Annotated in this window: 17 protein-coding genes and 1 pseudogene; 14 read left to right on the top strand and 4 right to left on the bottom strand. The window is 38.2% G+C overall.

Features of this window, described 5'->3' with window-relative positions:
- Positions 1 to 5: 5 nt before the first annotated feature.
- On the top strand, positions 6 to 515 hold the full coding sequence (locus tag G7Y56_RS05485) for a GNAT family N-acetyltransferase (protein ID WP_165041746.1): 510 nt from the start codon (positions 6 to 8) through the stop codon (positions 513 to 515).
- Positions 516 to 590: 75 nt separating this feature from the next.
- On the opposite strand, the gene G7Y56_RS05480 is transcribed toward G7Y56_RS05485, so the two are convergent.
- Positions 591 to 1,817, bottom strand: a complete 1,227-nt coding sequence (locus G7Y56_RS05480) for an MFS transporter (RefSeq protein WP_165041744.1) — start codon at positions 1,815 to 1,817, stop codon at positions 591 to 593.
- A gap of 622 nt (positions 1,818 to 2,439) precedes the next feature.
- Positions 2,440 to 3,924: a DUF5018 domain-containing protein gene (locus G7Y56_RS05475; RefSeq protein WP_165041742.1), complete on the bottom strand. Its 1,485-nt coding sequence runs from the start codon at positions 3,922 to 3,924 to the stop codon at positions 2,440 to 2,442.
- 275 nt (positions 3,925 to 4,199) lie between these two features.
- Here G7Y56_RS05475 and G7Y56_RS05470 point away from each other — a divergent pair, with 275 nt between their 5' ends.
- From G7Y56_RS05470 to G7Y56_RS05415, 12 genes are all read left to right on the top strand, one after another.
- Complete coding sequence (locus G7Y56_RS05470; RefSeq protein WP_165022413.1) at positions 4,200 to 4,481, top strand: hypothetical protein; 282 nt, start codon at positions 4,200 to 4,202, stop codon at positions 4,479 to 4,481.
- Between the two features lie 49 nt (positions 4,482 to 4,530).
- A complete protein-coding gene (locus G7Y56_RS05465) occupies positions 4,531 to 5,355 on the top strand; it encodes a DNA-formamidopyrimidine glycosylase family protein (protein ID WP_165041740.1) in 825 nt (274 codons plus the stop codon).
- A gap of 17 nt (positions 5,356 to 5,372) precedes the next feature.
- Positions 5,373 to 6,113: a CPBP family intramembrane glutamic endopeptidase gene (locus G7Y56_RS05460; protein ID WP_165041738.1), complete on the top strand. Its 741-nt coding sequence runs from the start codon at positions 5,373 to 5,375 to the stop codon at positions 6,111 to 6,113.
- Positions 6,114 to 6,294: 181 nt separating this feature from the next.
- Positions 6,295 to 6,762: a GNAT family N-acetyltransferase gene (locus G7Y56_RS05455; RefSeq protein WP_165041736.1), complete on the top strand. Its 468-nt coding sequence runs from the start codon at positions 6,295 to 6,297 to the stop codon at positions 6,760 to 6,762.
- 278 nt (positions 6,763 to 7,040) lie between these two features.
- Positions 7,041 to 7,454, top strand: a complete 414-nt coding sequence (locus G7Y56_RS05450) for a helix-turn-helix domain-containing protein (protein ID WP_165022401.1) — start codon at positions 7,041 to 7,043, stop codon at positions 7,452 to 7,454.
- A 51-nt stretch (positions 7,455 to 7,505) separates the two neighbouring features.
- The gene (locus tag G7Y56_RS05445) at positions 7,506 to 7,934 is read left to right on the top strand and encodes a helix-turn-helix transcriptional regulator (RefSeq protein WP_165022398.1); all 429 of its coding nucleotides are present in this window, start codon (positions 7,506 to 7,508) and stop codon (positions 7,932 to 7,934) included.
- Positions 7,935 to 8,235: 301 nt separating this feature from the next.
- Complete coding sequence (locus G7Y56_RS05440; RefSeq protein WP_165041734.1) at positions 8,236 to 9,033, top strand: pilus assembly protein N-terminal domain-containing protein; 798 nt, start codon at positions 8,236 to 8,238, stop codon at positions 9,031 to 9,033.
- Between the two features lie 16 nt (positions 9,034 to 9,049).
- Positions 9,050 to 9,850 (top strand): pilus assembly protein N-terminal domain-containing protein, encoded by an 801-nt coding sequence (locus G7Y56_RS05435; RefSeq protein ID WP_165041732.1) that lies wholly within the window; start codon positions 9,050 to 9,052, stop codon positions 9,848 to 9,850.
- A 176-nt stretch (positions 9,851 to 10,026) separates the two neighbouring features.
- Positions 10,027 to 11,397, top strand: a complete 1,371-nt coding sequence (miaB, locus tag G7Y56_RS05430) for a tRNA (N6-isopentenyl adenosine(37)-C2)-methylthiotransferase MiaB (RefSeq protein WP_165041730.1) — start codon at positions 10,027 to 10,029, stop codon at positions 11,395 to 11,397.
- A 166-nt stretch (positions 11,398 to 11,563) separates the two neighbouring features.
- Positions 11,564 to 11,773: a YtxH domain-containing protein gene (locus tag G7Y56_RS05425; RefSeq protein WP_165022386.1), complete on the top strand. Its 210-nt coding sequence runs from the start codon at positions 11,564 to 11,566 to the stop codon at positions 11,771 to 11,773.
- Positions 11,763 to 12,143, top strand: a complete 381-nt coding sequence (locus tag G7Y56_RS05420; RefSeq protein ID WP_165022383.1) for a hypothetical protein — start codon at positions 11,763 to 11,765, stop codon at positions 12,141 to 12,143. Before G7Y56_RS05425 ends, G7Y56_RS05420 begins: the two co-directional genes overlap by 11 nt.
- On the top strand, positions 12,130 to 12,525 hold the full coding sequence (locus G7Y56_RS05415) for a hypothetical protein (RefSeq protein ID WP_165041728.1): 396 nt from the start codon (positions 12,130 to 12,132) through the stop codon (positions 12,523 to 12,525). The genes G7Y56_RS05420 and G7Y56_RS05415 overlap by 14 nt, the downstream gene beginning before the upstream one ends.
- A gap of 203 nt (positions 12,526 to 12,728) precedes the next feature.
- On the opposite strand, the pseudogene G7Y56_RS05410 reads toward G7Y56_RS05415, so the two are convergent.
- Positions 12,729 to 13,871, bottom strand: a pseudogene (locus G7Y56_RS05410) (class I SAM-dependent RNA methyltransferase); the annotation flags it as partial.
- 90 nt (positions 13,872 to 13,961) lie between these two features.
- Positions 13,962 to 15,509 (bottom strand): glycoside hydrolase family 10 protein, encoded by a 1,548-nt coding sequence (locus tag G7Y56_RS05405; protein WP_165041726.1) that lies wholly within the window; start codon positions 15,507 to 15,509, stop codon positions 13,962 to 13,964.
- A gap of 172 nt (positions 15,510 to 15,681) precedes the next feature.
- Here G7Y56_RS05405 and G7Y56_RS05400 point away from each other — a divergent pair, with 172 nt between their 5' ends.
- Positions 15,682 to 16,467 carry a hypothetical protein gene (locus G7Y56_RS05400; RefSeq protein ID WP_165041724.1) on the top strand — a complete coding sequence of 262 codons (786 nt, stop codon included), beginning with the start codon at positions 15,682 to 15,684 and terminating at the stop codon, positions 16,465 to 16,467.
- Positions 16,468 to 16,974 lie beyond the last annotated feature (507 nt).

Raw genomic sequence — 16,974 nt, 5'->3', positions numbered from 1 at the left:
GTAAAATGGAGTTGGAAACAACACGCTTAAGAATAATACCACTCAATATGGAGCAGTCGAAACTCTTAGCGGATGGAGTGGCTAAAATCGAGAGACAATTGGGTTTAACTCCAATAGAAGAACCTTTGGATGAAAAAACGCTTTGGGTTATGCAGTATGTTGCTAACAAAGCTATTGAATATCCATCCGATACGTTGTGGTTCACTGCTCTTTGGCTGATTGTATTGAAATCGGAAAACAGAATGATAGCCAGTCTGAGTTTTAAAGGAGAACCTAATGATAAGAAAGAGGTTGAAATAGGCTATGGAACAAACGAAGGTTACAGAAACAAGGCCTATATGTCTGAAGCCGTACAGGCCGTTTCCGAATGGGCTGTTCGTCAAGAGAATATAGACGCCATCATTGCCGAAACATATAAAGACAATGAGGCTTCGCATAAAGTCCTTCTAAAGTGTAGGATGGAGAAGTATCTAGAAACAGATACCAGTTTTTGGTGGAGATACCCTCCTCTATAATTGATATAAAGTAAGAGGAATACTGATTTAGTATTCCTCTTATTTTTTATATAGAATTTTCATGCAAATTAATTCTCACTCCTTCACACCCTTAGTCGAAATACCTAATCTGGTTATTTCCGGAATAAACAATGCTGCCACTCCAATTATTAGAGTTGCTATCCCTGCTATCACAAAAGCATTCAACAGTCCTACACCTTCGGCAATATAACCCGTAGCCAATAATCCCGGTATGGTAGGCAGGAGGCTCACACTATCGTAGATAGAGAAGACACGCCCCAGCGCCGCAGGATCTATCTTGGTTTGCAGAATTACGGTAAACGAACTCCAGTATATCGAGCCTGCTATACCACTAATGGAAGTCAGAACTACAAACAGCACAAATCCCGACGTCGGTAATACCCCCATTGCCCAATAAGTCAAGCCTAAACCAATGGCCACAATATTCATAGTGAGCACCTTGTTGACGGTCTTCATAAACTTAATACTTAAAAACGCACCCCCGACAAGCATACCTATACCCCATGCAACTTCTACAAGTCCCAGTTGATAAGCATTTCCACCGAAATATTTAAGTGTCATCAACGGATAAAGGGCGGCGATGGGAACGATGAAGAAGGTGACACCGATAACAGATATCATAAGATAAGTTACTCCCCTGTTCATAAATAAATGCCGGATTCCCTCTTTCACTTCGAGCCAAACGTTAGGAACAGTATCTACTTTCTTTTCGGGATTGGGTATCTTCACAAATAAGAGAGAAGTACAAGCTATTGCAGCACCCAACACATCGAACATCATTACATAAGACATGTCGAGTACCGAAATCAGCACAGCACCCAGAGCAGGCCCTGCGATATTGCTGATCGATTGTATCATCTGATTGATACCCGCTACACGCATCAATTCACTTTCGGGAGCCAGTAAGGGAACCGAAGCCTGCATAGCCGGCATATGAAATGCGCTACCTGCCGACCTTAGAGCCAGTAGTATGTATATAAGCCAAATAGGCGTCATATCTAAATAGAACAGGATACCCAGAGCAGCCGAACATACAGCGACAAAGCTATCGGCTAATATCATCGTGCGTTTGCGATCCCAACGGTCTACATACACACCTGTGAATAACCCCAATACGATAAAGGGCAAAAGTACGGCTATCATGGCATAGGCTAATACCTCAGGCGAACCTGTTTTCATACTCAGCCAGAATACAACGGCAAAACCGACAATAGAACTACTTAATGTTGAGAAGAGCTGACCGCTCCATATTATAGCGAATGTTTTTTTCCAATTATTCATAATTGATTTCTGTAAAGGTGATAAATTTAGCTAAATGATAGCAGAATTTATCAGTCAAGTAATATTAATAAGTAAACGGATTACCTCACATAAAGTTGAGGTGCATGATTGAAAAGACCAAGATATCTATCTCAGTTGAGAGGAGCATCGAGCCTCCAGTAGAATAGTGTAGGAAAATAGCTTATCGGTAGCATATTTATATTTTTTTATCGGACGGCAAAGATAATATATTGTTTAGAATAAAGAAAATATAGATTGAAAAATCAATATACCTGTTTGAGGTAGTTTATCCATTCAGCGGCATAAAATCAAGAACCTTTACTTCGAGTTCGTCTTGACTTTTAACCACAGAGTTGCACAGAGTATCACGGAGTTTTTACAGTTATCAACCAACAGTTATCAGCTATCATGTAGAGCTGAGGGCTATTAGCTAAAAGCTATCAGTTTAATTGTTGCTCTGCGAAACTCCTTTTACTCTGTGGTTATAAGAAAAGTCGAGACGATTTCAATGTCATTAACATACGATGAAAAGCTTTTTACTAAAAAAATACTGCCACTAATAAACAATGAATTGCTTATTAGTGGCAGTTTATTCTAATTTAATTTGTAGCAAATTTTTTCCTTAAGGGATATATTCTATTTCTACCGCGTTGCTGAATTTTTCGTTTATTTCTAATATCACATCATATTTTCCTATCGGATTATAAGTAATATTGAGAGGATAAATAGTAAACTCGTTGGTGGTAGGATAAACGTAATCATAATATCCACCATCACTTGGGTCATGATAATATCGGTACATAGTTACTGTTTTTCCTGCCAAGTTCGTTCCTTTCAATGTTGCATTGTCTACTCCTATTTTTAGTACCGATGGAGTGATGCTTGTTATTTCGGGGAATCCTAATGTAGGGCCATCTACCAGAAATTGTTTTGTATTACCTGTCACATAACCATTCGATTCAGTATCTGCTGTGATGTAAAATTCAAATTGTCCTGCTACATGTATTTTCGCTTTTTTTATTACTATTTTGCTTCCATCTTCTTCAAATGTAAGGTCACTTGCGAGATAGAAAGCATCTTGATAAATATTTACAGTCGGCTTATAGTCGATCATATTTTGATGAATCGTAAAGTCTTTATTTTTAAATCGTTTCAGATTTTCGCCAGTGATGGTAACTTCCAATAAATCCAATGTGTTATTCTTCACCAAGACGCTTTTGATTATAGGATAGCCCACATTCTCGATGTTGGCTAGCTTGGGGTGCACAAGAAAAACGCCGTCATTTTGAACTTTAATATCATATAGCCCCGATGATAATACTGGAGCAATTACCTCTAATTCCGTAGCAGAATTGCGGACCACAGTCACTTTTTCGCCTCCAACGAAAACGATATTGTCTTTAGGAGGAAATATTCCTTTGATGATAAATCGCTCTTCTACTTTGATTGGATTTTTGTTTACGCTATGAATTTCCATATTTGTGAAATTACCAAAAATCACGGCTACATTGTATTTCACCTCAGTGCCATCTTCGGCTACCACAGTATATTCGATTGCTCTTGTAAAATCCTGAACCTCACCATTGCTGGGAGATATCTCTTTTCCGGTGAAGGTAATAATTGGTTTCAATGCTTTCACATCAGTCCCGTAAGGAACTTGCACTTCGATAGTGCTAATTGGCTCATGCAGTATAAATCGTTCTACCGTGATGCCTTCAAACTCAATCTTTGATATTTTTGCCTCATTCGATTTTTCCTTTATCACTGTCACCTTGTAGGTCTCACGGCTCTTATTTTCGGCTGTTACTACATAGTTAACCGGGTTAGTGAAGTCTACAACTTCTCCCGATTTTGGGCTAACCGTAGCGCCAAGCGATACTTGCACCACTGGCGTAAGTTTTGTTAAGTCTATATCCTCCGTGTGAAGGAATGTCAATTCAATGGTTTTATCCTCTTCATTTATTACACCAAGCATATCCTTGATTTTGAATGAGGTAATCTGTTTTTCACTGCTTCCCGTTGCCTCATCGTCTTTGCCACAGCTAGTAGCACTAAGGATGAAGAAGACAGAAAATAGAATCGGAAATAAAAAAATTGTCTTTTGCATTTTTGTGTTTTTAAATTGATTTGGTGGATCTAAAAGTAAGCAATAAATCTCACATACCATTTGTTCTTCCAATAGTGATTTAAGTTTAATATTTAGAGCCTCTGGAAATTTATCGAAAGATCAATTGAATTTGCCGGACTTCTATTTCATTAAATATTAGTCCACAACGGGTAATAATAAAAAAAATAAACAAAGATGTCGTCTCGACTTCACTGTATTAAATACCATCAATTCAAAAAAAACAATCTATCTTTATCGTCAAACAAATAAAGAATATGAAACTGAAAGAAGAACCGGGTAATAAGTCGATAATGACTACCAGCCATGTGTTGTGCAGCGGATCGCCCGTAACATTTGTATTGTACGATGAAGATGGCGATTGGCAACTATTTGGTGACGATGAAGTAGACGTAAACGAAGATGCCTATCTGGTATCGGTCGACGAAATGCTTGAGATGGAACCTGCACTGCGTAAACTCCCCGATATGCAACCCGGAGAAGCGGCAGCGCGCGAGAAAGATAGTACACGCTGGTCGAAGGTAGAAGACGAAGAGTAAATTTTGCTGACGACTATTTGAAATACATTAACCTTAAACAAGTTATGCTATGTTAGAAATACCCGAATCTAAAACAATAGGCGAACAGGCATCCGAAATATTAGTAGGGAAGACAATCGCCAGAGTCTTAACAGCAAGCAGCCCTCATAGCTTCACGTGGTATAATGGCGATCCGGCACTTTACGACAAAATGCTTTCGGGCAAAAAGATAGTGTCGGTAAAAGGGCACGGAGCGTATGTAGATATTCATTGCAATGGTGATATGTCTCTCTCTGTCGGTGACGGCACGAACCTCAAATATTTCCCCGCCAGTCAGGAGCATCCGAAGAAACATCAGTTACTGATAGAATTTACCGATAAAAGCTTCCTAGCTTTCACCGTTTCCATGTACGGTGCTATTTTTGCCTACAAAGGCGAAATGGATAACCCATATCACAGTGGCAGCCTGAATAGCCTTTCGCCACTTGATGATGCTTTCGACGAATCGTTTTTTAATGATATTTTCAAGAATGCAAAGAAAGATTATTCGATAAAAGCCTTATTGGCAACCGAGCAGCGCATACCGGGCTTAGGTAACGGGGTATTGCAAGACATTCTCTTCAAAGCAGGGCTTCATCCGAAAAGGAAAATATCGACTATATCCGATTTTGAGCGGGGCGAACTATTCCATTGCCTGAAAGTAACCTTGCAAAGCATGTACGAAAAAGGTGGGCGTGATACCGAAAAAGATTTTTACGGCAACTTCGGCAAATACAAAACACTCCTCTCGAAAAAGACATACAAAGAACGATGCCCTCTCTGTGGCGACGAAATACATAAAGAAGCATATCTGGGAGGAACAGTCTATTACTGTGCCAGTTGTCAGAAACTATAATATCAATATAGAGAAGTATGGATGCATTAAACAAAGTATGGTCTCGTTTTTTCAAATTCGATTGGAAATTCGGCCTATTTGTTATTCTTCTGTTTGGAATACCCCGCTTCATTCTGGTTCTTCAAGCTAATGTATCAGGAGGATATGGCTTAGTTTCTATTATATTTGTGATAATGTGGTTCTCTCCTTTTATCTTCCTTACCCGAAAAGGCAGGAAAGAGATCGGACTCAAAAAACCAAGGATTCTTCAACTTCTGTACTCTTTCGTTTTAGGGGCATTGTTTTGCGGTTTGGCATTCTATATAACACACTTCATTTACGGAGACTCTTTAGGGAATAGCTTTGCCTACATCTCCAAGTCTTACTTACTGCCCGAAGGACAGTTGGACGCAAACAGATTTATGTTTTTTATAACATTCGCCATTTCGGGTATGATTTTTAGTCCTATTGGCGAAGAGTTATTCTTTCGGGGCATTGTACACGGTAGTTTTGTAGAACAATTTGGAGAGAGAAAAGCATCTTTCTTCGATAGCGCAGCTTTTGCACTCACACACTTGGCGCACTTTGGTATTATCTACAATTTAGGCACGTGGAGTTTTTTACCTGTACCTGCTTTGTTATGGGTATTATTTATGTTTGCATTGAGTCAGCTACTTTTCAGATGTAAGCAACTATCCGATTCTATCTTTGGGGCAATTGTATGTCATGCAGGGTTTAATTTCGCTATGATATATTTTATATTTTATCATATACTTTAAGAAGTGGTCTAGACTTTTTGTTTTTGTTTTTGTTGATTTTTCACTCTCTCTGTCATGCTGAACGATAGAGAAGCATCTCACAACCGAGATCCTTCGTTCCTCAGGATGACAAAATAATACGAAAAATTTTGAAAAGTCAAGACAACTTATAATATTGGTTACTACTTTCTAAAGTGAGAATATGCAAAACAAGATTCAAATAATCCGAACAACCTCCGACAACGAAGATTTCAGACTGTTGATAAAAGATCTGGACGATGATCTCAATCGACGAAATGGAGAGATGCAATCCCTATATGATGGTCTTAACAAAATTGAATCACTAAATACTATCGTAATTGCATACGACAACAACACTCCCATTGGCTGTGCATGCTTCAAAACATTCAGCACGCATTCGGTCGAACTAAAAAGAATGTATGTAAATCCTGATTATCGGGGTCTTGGTGTCGCGCCTCTCATTCTAAAAGAAATTGAAAAATGGGCTGGTGAAATTGGATTCAAAGAGATTGTTCTCGAAACAGGTCTTAATCAGCCCGAAGCAATCAGGTTTTACACAAAAAACGGTTATTCTAAAATTGACAATTATGGTCGATACATTGGCAATCCGAATAGTGTTTGCATGAATAAGAAATTGATGATTTGCTAATAAATATTGGTTGCTTTATTTTACCTTTCAATACAACGCATGATTTTTTTTCGTAAAAAGGCATAGCGCGCATAGCCTTATTGAGTCAGCAATATATCCAGGTAATAGATACTATTTGTTTAATTATAAATCTTACGAACAAAGTAAAGTTAAATAAGATGCGTATGAAACAACAAACATGCGTAAAATATCCATTTGTAATTGTAAAAAACATCATACAATCTCTCTATATTTTTCATATATTTGCCAATATAAACAAATGAACTAATTTTTTATCTATGAATACAGAAGCGACTTCCGATAAAAAAGCCCATCACGGACAGAATGTTAAAAGATTGCGTGAGATACTTGGTGTAAAGCAAGAAGTGCTTGCCGACGAGTTGGGTATATCACAACAGGGAATCTCCCGATTGGAAACAAAAGAAGAATTAGATGAAGAAATATTAGAGAAAATATCCAGTGTACTCAAAGTATCGGTCGAGGCAATCAAAAATTACGACGAAGAACGTGCTGTAAATATAGTCTCTAATACATTTCAGGATGGTTCAAACGGTTATGTTCGTGCAGATGAATTCAATTATAAATGTTCGTTTAATCCGATTGATAAAATTGTAGAACTTTATGATCAGATAATAAAAGAGAAAGAAGAAAAGCTGGCATTAATGCAGCAAATGCTTAAAGATAAGCAGTAAGATGCAGATATTGACCACGTTTATATAACTCACTAAAAAGATTTCTAGATTATGAATACAGATAAAACTTTCACACCCAGAGCTCATCATGGGCATACTGTGCGCAAGTTGCGTGAGTTGTTAGGTATTCAACCCGAAAAAATTGCTAAGGAACTCGACATTCCTGCTTCTGCTGTTTTAGAATTAGAACAGAAAGAAGTGTTGGAAAACGAGATTTTAAACAAAATATCGAAGGTATTAGGTATTCCTGTAGAATCGATAAAAAACTACGAAGCCGAGTATGCTGTAAATATTATATCAAATACGTTTCAAGACGAAGCAGCAGGCTATGTTACTCATTACAAATGTACGTTCAATCCGATAGATAAAGTAGTAGAGCTTTACGAAAGGGCTCTTAAAGAAAAAGATGAGAGGATTGCCGCTCTCGAAAAAGAACTTAAGTACATCGTTCAGCAAAATAAGGCAGAAAATAAGAAATAAAATATTTAGTTGAACTTGTCATTCTTCTTTTTCCCTGCCATTCCAAACCGAAAAGAGAAATCTATCTCGCCCTCCCAACCCCTCCCAAGGAAAAACTCTCGTGCCTAAGCATAATATAACAGATAAAGAAACAATAAATAATGCTTCTTTTTATCTGGTCTTTCTCATAGATGAGCCAGACATTATTTGTACGTACAATAATGCAATGAATAGATTATAATATGGTTTGAATTTTAAAATAAAATATTACATTTGTGCGTGTGTATAAGACACTTCGATATTTAATCTTTATCCTTAATTTATGAAACAAACTAAATTTTCACTGTTCCTATTATTGACATTTTCGTTATGCCTGAGTTTTTCATCATGCAACGACGATGAAGATATGTTCTTCTATAGCCTATCATCTACTATTACAAATTTTATTGAAGTAACCGAGACTCAAATACCTAGTTTTGGTTCCACATCAGTAGGTGTACGTTTCGCACAAGGTGGATTCACTGTTAAATCGGATAACGACGCAGTTGCAACAGTAGAACAAAAAAAAGAAAATCTGGTGGTTATTACAGCACATTCAGAAGGAACAACTACTATTATAGCAACAGACAGTAATAACAGGATAGCAAGATTGACAGTCACTGTAAAAGATAATACATTGTCGATGTTAGTTACCCAGCAATCTTCTAATGTAGAAGCTGAAAATCCGACGGACGACAATAAATTTACTCTTGCTAAAATCAAAGCAGACATAATTAGTCAACTAGTGCCTGTAGGTGCAGGATTTAGTCTTGCCTATACTTCATCAACCGGAGGTACACTTCTTTATTTTGAGGACGTAAAAGATTTGACAAAAAAGGTAGAAGGTACTTTTGAATTAGGTTATGACGATAATCTGAAAAAGGTTTTACTCATTTTAAAATACAATGATAATAGCTATACTTATACGATGAGTGCCCCTTATGATTTACAATCGACTACAGCCACAGTTCTTGAGTTGGAAATGAATTTTATTAATGATTACAAGACAATGATCAATCCTAAAATAAATATTGCCACAGGAACACTAACAGCTAGCGTTAAGACAGGTTCCGGCTTTTAACTAAACCTTATATACTATGAAACAGATCAAAACCTTATTATTCTTATTCACGATTTCTCTATGTATGGTTCTCACATCGTGTGAGGACGACGACGATCGCATTCATTTTTCGCAAATGATATATCCCGAAGATAACGCGAAAATTACGTCGATCGAAATAACCGATATACACTCAGCTACAGTTGAGGTAAAAAATGCAAAAGGCACTCTATCGGGCAAGTCCGACAATGAAGAAATCGTTACAGTCGAGATATCTGATATAAACTATGTAACTCTTAGAGGACATAAACTGGGAACGACCACCATCAGTGTCACTGACAGCGAGAACAGGACAGCGACATTGACCGTAACTGTTATCAATAGTACTTCTTCTTTATTTATCAGTGAACATCAGATTGAAGTTTTGACTGATAATATAACGAATACCGATCAGACATTAATAGGAAATATAAAAGCTGAACTCACTGCTGAATTGCCACCTGTAGGCGGAGGATTCAAACTGCTCTACACGTCTTCTGAAGAGGGGAAACTCACTTATTATCCGGACATAAAAGACCTGAATACAAAACAGGAAGGCACTTTTAGGTATAACTATGATGAAGCTCTACAGACATCATTTCTTATTTTGAAATATAATGACAAAGAGTATGTTTACAGAATGAGTCATGGCAATAGATCTCAATCTGCCACAAAGACATCTATCATATCAGGTTATTACCTGATACGTGATTTCACGGAAGACTATAAGGAAATGACAGATCCTAAAATAACAAAAGCTGAAGGTGGACTTTATGCCCGAATAGCTAATAACTTTTAAATATACCTGTTATATATATCAGGCAAGGAAAGCCATCTTACGGAATTATAAACACCGTAAGATGGCTTTTTTATCATTTATCCTTCACTACTCTTTTACTTTCTTTGTATTTTTGTACACTTGTACAGGTTTGAGACAAACCAATTTTATAAAAACATACTAAAAAAACAGATTCTATGAACAACGACAAAGGACTGGACTCTAAATCCACGACTGCGAATGAAGAAAAAAAACTGTTTATCGAAACTTACGGCTGCCAGATGAATGTGGCAGACAGTGAGGTAGTAGCATCCGTTATGCAAATGGACGGATATGCTATAACTGATAAACTGGAAGATGCCGATGCAGTATTCATCAACACATGTTCGGTGCGCGACAATGCCGAACAACGAGTTATTCAACGCCTCGAGCATCTGAATGCTATCAAGCGTAAGCACAAACCCGGAATGATAATAGGTGTACTTGGCTGTATGGCAGAACGTGCAAAAGAAGAATTGCTCGAAAAACATCATGCCGATGTTGTGGTGGGCCCCGATGCTTATCTGGATTTGCCTAACCTGATAGGTGCCGCCGAATGTGGCGAAAAAGCTATCAATGTACAATTGTCTAAAACCGAGACTTATAAGGATGTAATTCCGCTTAAAATAGGCGGTAATCATATATCGGGATATGTATCCATTATGCGTGGATGCGATAAGTTCTGCACCTATTGCATCGTTCCTTTCACTCGTGGTCGTGAGCGTAGCCGCGAACCTCAGAGTATATTAAACGAAGTAGTAGCCCTTCGCGACAAGAATTTCAAAGAAGTAACTCTATTGGGACAAAACGTAAATTCGTACCGTTTCGAAGAAGCTGACGGAACTATCGTCGATTTTTCTAAACTGCTCGAAATGGTTGCCCTCATAGCACCTAAAATGCGTATTCGTTTCACGACATCGCATCCGCGCGATATGAATGATGAAACGCTGGAAACGATAGCGAAATACGACAATCTCTGCAAGTTTATTCATCTGCCTGTGCAAACCGGCAGTTCGCGTATGTTAAAACTGATGAATCGCAAATACGACCGCGAATGGTATCTCGAACGCATAGCGGCAATCAACCGCATTATCCCCGGCTGTGGCCTGTCTACCGATATTATGTGCGGCTATCACGACGAGACGGAAGAAGATCAGGAAGAAACACTATCGCTTATGCGTGAGGTTTGTTTCGATCAGGCATTTATGTTCAAATATTCGGAGCGTCCGGGTACTTATGCGTCTAAAAAATTGGAAGACAATGTTCCCGAAGAGGTAAAAGCGAAACGCTTACAAGATATTATCGATCTGCAAATAGAATGTTCGAAAAGAAGCAACCTAAAAGATATAGGTAAAACATTCGAAGTGTTGGTAGAGGGATTTTCTAAACGTTCCAAAGATCAGCTATTTGGTCGTACTTCTCAAAACAAGGTAGTAATATTTGATAAAGGCAGCTACCGAATAGGAGATTTTGTGAACGTAAAAATAACGCATATTACATCGGCAACTCTATTTGGAGAAGCTGTGTAAAAGCCTATTTTCATTTTTTAGGGATGCTTTAGTTCTTCTTATCAAAAAAAGAACTAATTTAGTCTTCCTGTTTTGAATTTAGATTATTTGACTAAACAAGATCAAGACTTGTTTGTTTATAAATAGGAACGTAAAAGTAAAATAACAATTTAAAGAAATTAATATTATGGGTAAGACTGGTTCTAACTTATTGTTTTTAGCCGTAGGCGCTGCGATAGGTGCTGCTGTTGGTTATGTTGCCGCTTCTGAAAAAAAAGAGCAATGGTTGAGAGACATCAATAGTCTTGTAGACAAAGTGAAAGGTAATGTAAAAACGGCTGCGAATAAAGGAAGAGAAAAAGTAGACGAATTAGCAAGTAAGATTGATGCTGAATAATTCAGAAAAAGATAAAGATTTTAGTACCTTACTTGACGAAGTTAAGTTAGACCTATTAAGCTATACCAACACGAGGATCAAGCTGTTCAAGCTTGATGCCTTCGAGAAGCTTGGCATATCTGCCTCAGCTATGGGGTATGGCTTAATAGTTATTACTCTTGTCTTTACTATTCTGTTCTTTGTACTTATAGGCCTTGCCTTCTTTATCGGTGAGTTGCTAAAAAGTTTAGCACTTGGTTTTGCTATTCTGGCAGGATTTTCTATTCTGGTTCTGATTATAATATTAATCTGTGGAAAACCACTTAGAATGTTCTTATTGAACAAGATAATTGTTTTCCTTCAAAATTTGGATAAGAATGAGTCAGAATAAATTAACACCGTTAAATATTCTCCGCCGGGAGAAACAAATACTCAGAAGCGAGTGTGCCGAGGGTGAAGCACGACTAGGCGAACACTGGTCGTATGTGACTGATAATTTCACCTCGCTCCTATTCACCGGTGCTTTAAATGGAGTACGCCGCAAACTGGGATTTGGCGGTTCTCCGAAACGTGAGGACAAAGAAAATGAGAATAGTAGCAACCATGGTTCCAATGGTCTGATTCAAGGGGTACTGGCCGGATTATTGGCTGTATCACCACTCTTGTGGGAAATGGCACAACCAATGATTATGGGCTTTGCTATGAAGAAAGTAAAATCGATCTTCACCCGCAAAAAGAAGAAGAAAAAGAGACGTGACGACGATGACGATTAAAAAAGAGCTAATGTTTTTCATTAGCTCTTTTTTTGTATTAGTATATCTTTCTCTTTGTCATCCCGATACGTAGTGAGGGATCTATTGTTGTTGTCTTGCTATAACTGAAAGCAGATCCCTCCTTTCAGTTCGGGATGACGGACAAGGCATAATGATTATAAAAGTATAGACGACTCCTATAATTATATAAAATTCAGGTTTTAATTATCGCCTTTCTTAAACTCGGTTCTTTTCCCCGCAAAAATATCATATCTGCGGAATTCACATTGCAGCGAACCGTTCACCAACGGATATTTCTTAGTTGGTTTCAATCCTATCTTATTGAAACATTCTCGTTGATAGCTCAATATCCAAGCCGAGTAGCCCATAAACACATGTTTTAACCGTTCGCCTATCATTTCGTACAGACCAAACAGATCGTCGGGCTGAATACGTTCGCCATAGGGAGGATTGGTTATCAGAATACCTTTCTCGGCAGGAGCTTTATCGTATTTCTCGAAAGGTTTTACCTCTAGGTTGATATGTCGCTGAAGATTTGCACTCTTTACATTTTCGGCTGCAATCTCAATAGCCTCGGCTGATATATCCGAGCCATATATTTTGTATTTGAACTCACGCTCGCCACTATCGTCATTGTAGATTGTATCGAATAGATCCTGATTGAAGTTTTTCCATTTCTCGAATGCGAACTTACTGCGATAAATGCCCGGAGGTACATTCATTGCTATCATGGCAGCCTCGATAAGCAATGTTCCCGAACCACACATGGGATCGACAAAGTCGCTTTCGCCACGCCATCCTGTTTTCAAGATCATTCCTGCGGCTAACACCTCGTTAAGCGGGGCTTCGGTTTGTGCAACGCGATAACCTCTCTTATGCAGTGATTCGCCCGAACTGTCGAATGATAATGTACACTTGTCGTGTGCTATATGGAAGTTAATAAGCAGATCAGGGTCTTTCACATCCACAGATGGACGCTTGCTTGTCTTTTGCATAAAGTAGTCGGCAATGGCATCTTTCACCCTATAAGCTACAAACTTAGAATGCGTAAACAGTTCGGAGAAAGTAATGGCATCGATAGCAAAAGTGCTGTCTTCTGTCATATGCTCATACCAGTTCATGGCTTTTACCTTCTTGTATATATCATCCGCATTCCGTGCAGTAAACTGATAAACAGGGCGCAATATGCGCAGAGCCGTGCGGCACTGTATATTGGCTCTGTAAAGAAGGGCGAGATCTCCTTCGAAAGAAACCATTCGAGTTCCTATTTCGAGATTATTAGCACCTAGTCCTATTAGTTCTTCAGCTAATACTTCTTCGAGGCCTGCCATTGTTTTGGCTATCATTGCAAAATTCCGTCCGTTCATTCTGTCTTTTTATTATTGAGGTCGGTGACCTTTTTTAGTTGTTTACTTAATTATAAAAACAGTAATCCCTTACAGTTTTATCTTTTTCGATTTACCCTTCGATTCGTTATGGAAAGCATCTACAGCAGTCACAACATACTTATATTGCTTCTTCCCTCCTTCGTAAGGTAATACACAGCTTGTTTCTCGGGTTATAGCCACAATATTCTGCGCATTTTCTATATTTTCCGGTTCTCCTTTTGCAAAGCGATACACTACGTAATACTGAGCCGTTTCGGGATCATATTTTTCATGATTGCTTGTCCAATGGAGAATATGAGCCGTCTGGGTATATTCCTCTTTTATCTTACCTATTGTTTTAGGTTGTTTGTCGTGCATATGTGTATATGCAGGAATAAGTGCAGGATAGCGGTGATAGTTCTTGCGAAGCTGATCTTCTATTCCTTTGTAGTTGTCGAGCAACTCGTATGCAGGCCAGAAACAATTACCGTGCACAGTCGGAAAACTGCGAGACAATAACATCTTTTCGGCAAGTTGGGTATCGCCCGTAGCAGTTTTAGCATCCATAGTACGCTTCACATCTTGACCGATATAGAGCGGTTGTCCGAAATTATTGGCAGCCCACCAGTTAATCAGCGTCTTATAGTCGGCAGCAGTATGTCCTATTTCCCAATATATCTGAGGCATGTTGTAATCTATCCAGCCTTTTTCGACCCATAGTTTCACGTCTGCATACAGATCATCGTAATTCTGCAAACCATTTGTATTACTACCCGAACCATCAGGCGTACTTTTCACATTACGATAGATACCAAACGGACTGATACCGAAACGCACCCAAGGTTTAGTGCTTGCAATCGTATATTTTACATCTTTGATTAGTGTATTCACATTGTTGCGTCGCCAGTCACCCAGTTGGTTTCCTGTATATCCTTGTTGTTTTCCGTATGTATTGAAACTTTTGTCATCGGGGAAGCCTTCGCCCATAATAGGGTAAGGATAGAAATAGTCGTCCATGTGAATAGCATCTACATCGTAACGCATAACTATATCTTTCACTACCTGACAGATGTATTCCTGATTTTTAGGAATACCCGGATCGAAATATATCTTGCCGCCAAAGGTTACGAAGCGTTCGGGTTCTCTGTAATATAAGTGATTGCTGACTAATTGATCGTTTGTACTGGTTGTTACACGATAAGGATTGAGCCATGCATGCAGTTCCATATTACGTTTATGGCATTCTTCTATCAGAAAAGCCAATGGATCGAAATTACCTTGCGGAGCTTTTCCCTGTGTACCTGTGAGATGAGCACTCCAAGGTTCGAGATTCGATTTGTAGAATGTATCGGATTGTGGGCGTACCTGAAAAATTATAGCATTGATACCGTCGGCTTGCAGTTGATCTAACGATCTCACGAAGTATGCTTTCATCTGCTCCGGACTCATAGTACGGTAACGTGATTGCCATGCTGTGCTCAACCATGCACCTCTAAACTCTCTTTTAGGGTTCTTTAGATCGGCAAATTTCACTTGTTGTTTTTGTGTTCCACAAGATGAAAGGATGGTAAGAAAAATGGTTATTATCGACAGATAAAGGATGTTATTTCGCTTCATAGTTGAATACATTGTTTATTTAGCCTACAAAAATAGGAATAATATATAGAATGTCTTTATGATGACTGATAATAGTTACCACATATAATACTTAATATAATTTGAAATGTTAAATATATAGTGTATTTTTGCCACGTACTAAATTTTACAAATTATAACAATATTTTTATTTATGAGACAATTAAATTCAGTTTTAAGGCTGACCCTATTGCTATGCCTTGCACTTTCTTTTACATTTTGTAGTAGTGATGATGACAATGACAATCCTATTGACAATAATGTTGTTGTTGACACTCCGGGTCTGATTTCAGGACTAGGAGATAAAGAAGGTGAGCTTACGGGGACACCGTTCGTTTTACCCACAGGTATAACTTTAGATGGTGTAATTACAGGAAGTAGAAGTCATTACTATAAATCCCTCGCTTCGAAAGAATCTAAATTATCTTCTCAATTAGTAAGTGATTTTATTACGAAGGCTTCTGCTGAAGCTGATGTAGTAATGGGTAGCGGTTACTATGTAAGCCTATATATTCCTCTTAAAAACACAACAGCACAAGACATAGAAGTTACATTTCCTGCGGGAACAATTATAGTATCCAACTCGGGGGATTATCAAAATGGTGTTTTGTTGAAAAAAGTGAGCGTTAAAGTTCCGGCTGACAATAAAACATTAGGATTTGTTTTACTCATGTATTGTGGAAATAATAGCAAGAGCTCTTCATCATCATCAGAGACGTACAAATGGGGAGTAGTATCTAACTCGTCTTTAATAGTTGATCTGTGCAACAGATTAGCAGATAAAAAGATAAATTATGAAGAATTTGAAAAGGGAGAAGAGGCATATAATGATCAATGTGTAGAATTACAATCAATCTTATGGTCTCTTACTGATTACGGCGATGCTCTGAATACGAATCAAATTCAATGGATCGATGCACTGCCTAAGAGTGCAAAATAAATATACCTTTATTATAAAAAATACGGCTGCTTCATATTGAGGCAGCCGTATTTTTTTTGTCCTTTAATTTTTTAAAAGGAAGTATGAGTTGTCAACGAATTGATTGTAATTGTAACTATCATTCTCTTTGTCATTCCGAAACGATAGCCCCTCCTAACCTCCCCTAAGGGGAGGAATACAAAGAGGGTATACAAGAGCCCCTCCTTGGGAGGGGTTGGGGAGGCTAAGATCCCTCACTGCGTATCGGGATGACAGAGGCGAGTATTTAGTCCCCCTTGGGGGGATTAGGGGGCTGGGAGGGGTTGGGGAGGCTAAATAAATCCCTCCTTTCAGTTTGGGATGACAAAGAGAGAGAAAAGAGGAGCTGACAGATAGAAACGAAAAACAGATCAATAAACAGAAAATGATAATTACACTAAACTCTTATTAAATTTATATTTCTGAAAACAAACATAATAATGTGCTATACTGTTCATATTACCGGATACATTTACAAATAGTTATCGA

The sequence above is a fragment of the Dysgonomonas sp. ZJ709 genome (assembly GCF_011039195.1).
Classification (GTDB): domain Bacteria; phylum Bacteroidota; class Bacteroidia; order Bacteroidales; family Dysgonomonadaceae; genus Dysgonomonas.
Note: the sequence above shows the minus strand (reverse complement) of the source record. Positions and strands in the feature narration are given on the sequence as shown.

Excerpts from the sequence above, each read along its gene's own strand:
- G7Y56_RS05485 (WP_165041746.1), top strand. The coding sequence starts at position 6 with ATGGAGTTGGAAACAACACGCTTAAGAATAATACCACTCAATATGGAG.
- G7Y56_RS05480 (WP_165041744.1), bottom strand. The coding sequence starts at position 1,817 with ATGAATAATTGGAAAAAAACATTCGCTATAATATGGAGCGGTCAGCTC.
- G7Y56_RS05475 (WP_165041742.1), bottom strand. The coding sequence starts at position 3,924 with ATGCAAAAGACAATTTTTTTATTTCCGATTCTATTTTCTGTCTTCTTC.
- G7Y56_RS05470 (WP_165022413.1), top strand. The coding sequence starts at position 4,200 with ATGAAACTGAAAGAAGAACCGGGTAATAAGTCGATAATGACTACCAGC.
- G7Y56_RS05465 (WP_165041740.1), top strand. The coding sequence starts at position 4,531 with ATGTTAGAAATACCCGAATCTAAAACAATAGGCGAACAGGCATCCGAA.
- G7Y56_RS05460 (WP_165041738.1), top strand. The coding sequence starts at position 5,373 with ATGGATGCATTAAACAAAGTATGGTCTCGTTTTTTCAAATTCGATTGG.
- G7Y56_RS05455 (WP_165041736.1), top strand. The coding sequence starts at position 6,295 with ATGCAAAACAAGATTCAAATAATCCGAACAACCTCCGACAACGAAGAT.
- G7Y56_RS05450 (WP_165022401.1), top strand. The coding sequence starts at position 7,041 with ATGAATACAGAAGCGACTTCCGATAAAAAAGCCCATCACGGACAGAAT.
- G7Y56_RS05445 (WP_165022398.1), top strand. The coding sequence starts at position 7,506 with ATGAATACAGATAAAACTTTCACACCCAGAGCTCATCATGGGCATACT.
- G7Y56_RS05440 (WP_165041734.1), top strand. The coding sequence starts at position 8,236 with ATGAAACAAACTAAATTTTCACTGTTCCTATTATTGACATTTTCGTTA.
- G7Y56_RS05435 (WP_165041732.1), top strand. The coding sequence starts at position 9,050 with ATGAAACAGATCAAAACCTTATTATTCTTATTCACGATTTCTCTATGT.
- miaB (WP_165041730.1), top strand. The coding sequence starts at position 10,027 with ATGAACAACGACAAAGGACTGGACTCTAAATCCACGACTGCGAATGAA.
- G7Y56_RS05425 (WP_165022386.1), top strand. The coding sequence starts at position 11,564 with ATGGGTAAGACTGGTTCTAACTTATTGTTTTTAGCCGTAGGCGCTGCG.
- G7Y56_RS05420 (WP_165022383.1), top strand. The coding sequence starts at position 11,763 with ATGCTGAATAATTCAGAAAAAGATAAAGATTTTAGTACCTTACTTGAC.
- G7Y56_RS05415 (WP_165041728.1), top strand. The coding sequence starts at position 12,130 with ATGAGTCAGAATAAATTAACACCGTTAAATATTCTCCGCCGGGAGAAA.
- G7Y56_RS05405 (WP_165041726.1), bottom strand. The coding sequence starts at position 15,509 with ATGAAGCGAAATAACATCCTTTATCTGTCGATAATAACCATTTTTCTT.
- G7Y56_RS05400 (WP_165041724.1), top strand. The coding sequence starts at position 15,682 with ATGAGACAATTAAATTCAGTTTTAAGGCTGACCCTATTGCTATGCCTT.